Origin of the sequence: Bacillus cereus group sp. BfR-BA-01381 (assembly GCF_022663555.1) — a bacterium.
GTDB classification, from domain to species: Bacteria; Bacillota; Bacilli; order Bacillales; family Bacillaceae_G; genus Bacillus_A; species Bacillus_A pacificus.
This window is the reverse complement of the sequence record NZ_JAKUFR010000173.1, coordinates 1-3759: the sequence shown is the minus strand read 5'-3', so window position 1 is coordinate 3759 and position 3759 is coordinate 1. Positions and strand designations below refer to the sequence as shown.

Genomic DNA, 3759 nt, shown 5'->3' with positions numbered 1-3759 from the left:
CGGAAGTTAAGCTCTCTAGCGCCGATGGTAGTTGGGACCTTGTCCCTGTGAGAGTAGGACGTCGCCAAGCAACTGTAAGACGAGTCAGAATGACTCGTCTTTTTTGTGTTTAATGGAGTAATCTTGTAATTAATGTCGCCTCTATAAGTACGTTGATCTAACAAGAAACACCTTGATTTAATTATGATTTCACATTTAAATAGTGTACCTTCAGAAAAATATGGCCAAGTTGATTAAACTGTCTATTTGTTAACAAGAATATATACAAGATAATGCCCTCTGTAGCCTGTTCACCCCTTCTTTTATTTCTTCAGTTGTTAAATGTCCGTACCCTATAATAATTTGATTATGATGTTTTCCTTTTTTAATGGCGTGGTCTTCCACGGGATATACTTTTACTCCGAGTTGTTGAATTTCCTCAAGTAATTCTTTTGTGAATTGAACTTGATTGAATTCAACAATCAAGTGTAATCCTGTAGAATAGCCGAAAATATTGATCTTATTTGAGAATGCTAATTTTAATTGCTGGATAAGGAAGTTTCTTCGATTTTTATAGAGTTTTTTCATCTTCATAATATGCCGTTCCAAATGATCTTCGGTAATAAATTTAGCAAGAACAAGCTGATTTAAAGAAGGTGTATGTAGATCTGAAAACCATTTTACTTTGCGACATTTTTCAATAAGGTGTGAGGGAAGAACTAAGTATCCCATCCTAAGGGCCGGTGATAAAATTTTACTAAATGAACCTATATATATAACACGCTCGGGATCCAATCCCTGTAATGAACTTACGGGTGAGCCTTCATATCGAAATTCACTGTCATAATCATCTTCAATGAGGTAGCAATTTGTTTTTCTTGAGTAGTTAATCAATTGAACCCGTCGTTGAATCGGTAATGTTCCACCTAAAGGAAACTGATGAGAAGGAGTAATAAAGATAAATTTTGGATTTTTATTTACAGGTAGCAAAGATGTATCCATCCCATTATCATCAACTGGTATAGGATAAAGGAAGGCTCCTGAATTTTTAAAAATTGTTTGAATGTCATTGGTAATAGGATCTTCTATTATTACTTCATCACCCGTTGATAAAAGTAATTTAGAAACAAGTGTTAAAGCTTGAGTTGCACCAGAAGTAATCACTAATTGTTCTGGATGACAAAAAACTCCTCTTGTTTTTAATAAATAGCGTGATAAAGCCTTTCTTAATTCGGGACGCCCTTCGGGAATATCGTATCCAAACGTAGAAGGAGGTGCTTCGTGCCATATTGTGTGAGACAAATTTGCCCATCTCTTGCGTGGAAATAAGTCTAATGCTGGTATCCCTGAACGAAAATTAATGATGTTACTGTCTTTGTTTATTTCTTCGCACCAAGATAAAGAATCAATTAGAGTTGATTTTTTACGTTGTTCTAAATAAGTCCCCTCGGCAATGAATGTTCCTGCTCCCTGTCGAGCGACCAAAAAACCTTCGGAAAATAATTGATCATAAGCTTCTAAAATTACATTCCTAGATACGTTTAACTCAGAAGATAATTCCCGTGTTGATGGTAACTTTTCTCCGGACTGTAGGTCTCCATTTAATATTCGCTCACGTATTTGGTAATAAACCTGTCGAATTAAACTAATATCTAACGATCGATCAATAGGTATCCAAAGCATATAAATGCTCCCTTCATCAAAATTGGTACCATAAAAATTTGGCTAAAATGGTACTAATACGAACCATTTTAGCATGCTATAGTTGGATCAAATAGTTCTAAGGGAGATGAAAATGTGATGACGAAAGAATTTCAAGTAGCTCAGGCATTTAAATCGATTGCAAGAAATGAACATATAAAATCCTATGTACAACAATCCACGGAGCTCTATGTGTTATTGTTGCAAGCTGCGAAACGCTTTGTCACCGGAGAAACGAGACATGAGGGGATTGTGACGGCAAAAGAACTAATTACAAAAGGGTATCATACTTCACTGGAGTATATAGGGGAAAATAAGCTAGATATAAAGGAGTGTTATAAAGCAAAAAATGAGTTTTTGAATCTTATTGGGGACGTGGGTGCTCTTTCTATAAAACAAACAGTATCACTTGATTTATCGCATATTGGATTATCTATAGATCCAGAAATATCTTATATTCATTTAATGGAGTTGGCAGAGAAGGCAAATGTACAAGGAACTACCCTTATGATAAGTATGGAAGAATCATCTAAGGCAGAGGACATTCTTTCTATCTATAAAAAAACAACAGAGCAATATCCTAATGTAGGGATAACAATTCAGGCACATTTATATCGATCGAACAATGATATTCAAGAACTCCTAAATTATCCAGGGAAAATACGAGTTGTAAAAGGTGCCTATCAAGAAGTTCCGGATATTGCTATGCCTAGGTCAACCGATTTAAATCAGCAGTATCTTCAAATTGTAGAACAACTAATTGAAAACAATCACCCTCTATCTATAGCTACACATGATGAAATTCTTATTAAAGAGATGGAACAACGTCAATATTTTAGTCAATCTAATGTAGAGATAGAAATGTTATATGGAATTCGTCCGGATATGTTAAATGATTTGAAAAACAAAGGACATAACGCTAGAGTATATTTGACTTATGGGAAAGAGTGGTATTTGTATTTATGTCACCGGATTGCTGAACATCCAGAAAATCTATATCATGCGGTGACAGATATGATACATTCATCTTCAGAGCAGCGGAGTCGGGAATATTGAATATACCTTTTATCTTAAATGTAAAAGTTATTTTGGCTGTGTCCCCAAAGTAAGAGTTAGATTTTTTTTAGATTAGAAATTCAGGCTCGTTTTATATCGGAATTTTAGGCTTGTAGCTAGAAATAAGTGAATTTGTAATTCTATATGTATTTCAAAACGAAGGATATATAAAAGAACAATAAAATTACATGTTATAGGTATAGGATAAACATACTTAAATGTTATAAAAAGTGATACAAACAAAAGAACGCTCGTTCCTCCTCGGTGTGTTGAGTATACTAGATCAATTGAGGTTCGTATTTTTAATCCTGTATATATACTGAAAAAGAAATGCTATTAATCGGTTCGGACCTCGAATGTAGTTTGTATGCATATCTTAAGTTTCTGCTAAGAGGATATAACGGCTATTACCACTAGGCTGTATGGAAATGGATGAGGCCTAAAGATGAAAGAGATATAAGATGGATATTTCAGTGACGCAGGATAGTTAGTAAGTATATTTGTATATATTTATGAGTAAACAGATAAGTAAGGATTACCTCATATAAGGGGAACTCTATAACTAGAATAGTATACAAGTTTATTATGAACTTCTGTATCGTTGTTTATTATAAGAATACGTATATCTTTAATCCTTTCTAATGGGGTGCGTGATAAACAAGGAGGTATTTGGGGAATAACTTTTTAATTACACATTAGTCTTTATTAATATTGTTTGTTTCACTAAGTAAACCTTTCATATAAATTAAGTCTATAGGGCTAAGGTAACTTGGATATATTTTGGAAGAGGAGATTAAAGAGAAGTAGAAGTTGCTTTTCTAGTAATGTAATTTTTATAGATTCTTCTCTAGGTTAGAGAGTGTCAAAATATTAACTTGAATATATTTATAAAAAGGTGTTGACGATTGCTACTTAGAGGTGTAATATAGAACAAGTCGCCGATGACAATAACGTCGAAAGCGACAAACGAAATAAAAAACTTAGTTGACATTAACTAACGAAGATGTTAACATAAGGAAGTCG

2 protein-coding genes are annotated in these 3759 nt (G+C 33.8%); one reads left to right on the top strand and one right to left on the bottom strand.

Annotated elements, in window-relative coordinates; translation table 11 throughout:
• Positions 1-249: 249 nt before the first annotated feature.
• Positions 250-1662, bottom strand: a complete 1413-nt coding sequence (gene pdxR, locus MR079_RS27860; protein ID WP_001981045.1) for a MocR-like pyridoxine biosynthesis transcription factor PdxR — start codon at positions 1660-1662, stop codon at positions 250-252.
• A 117-nt stretch (positions 1663-1779) separates the two neighbouring features.
• Between pdxR and MR079_RS27855 the strand changes: the two genes are divergently transcribed.
• Positions 1780-2736, top strand: a complete 957-nt coding sequence (locus tag MR079_RS27855) for a proline dehydrogenase family protein (RefSeq protein WP_139869850.1) — start codon at positions 1780-1782, stop codon at positions 2734-2736.
• Positions 2737-3759: the final 1023 nt, after the last annotated feature.

Coding starts and splice junctions, on each gene's coding strand:
- MR079_RS27855 (WP_139869850.1), top strand. CDS start 1,780: ATGACGAAAGAATTTCAAGTAGCTCAGGCATTTAAATCGATTGCAAGA.
- pdxR (WP_001981045.1), bottom strand. CDS start 1,662: ATGCTTTGGATACCTATTGATCGATCGTTAGATATTAGTTTAATTCGA.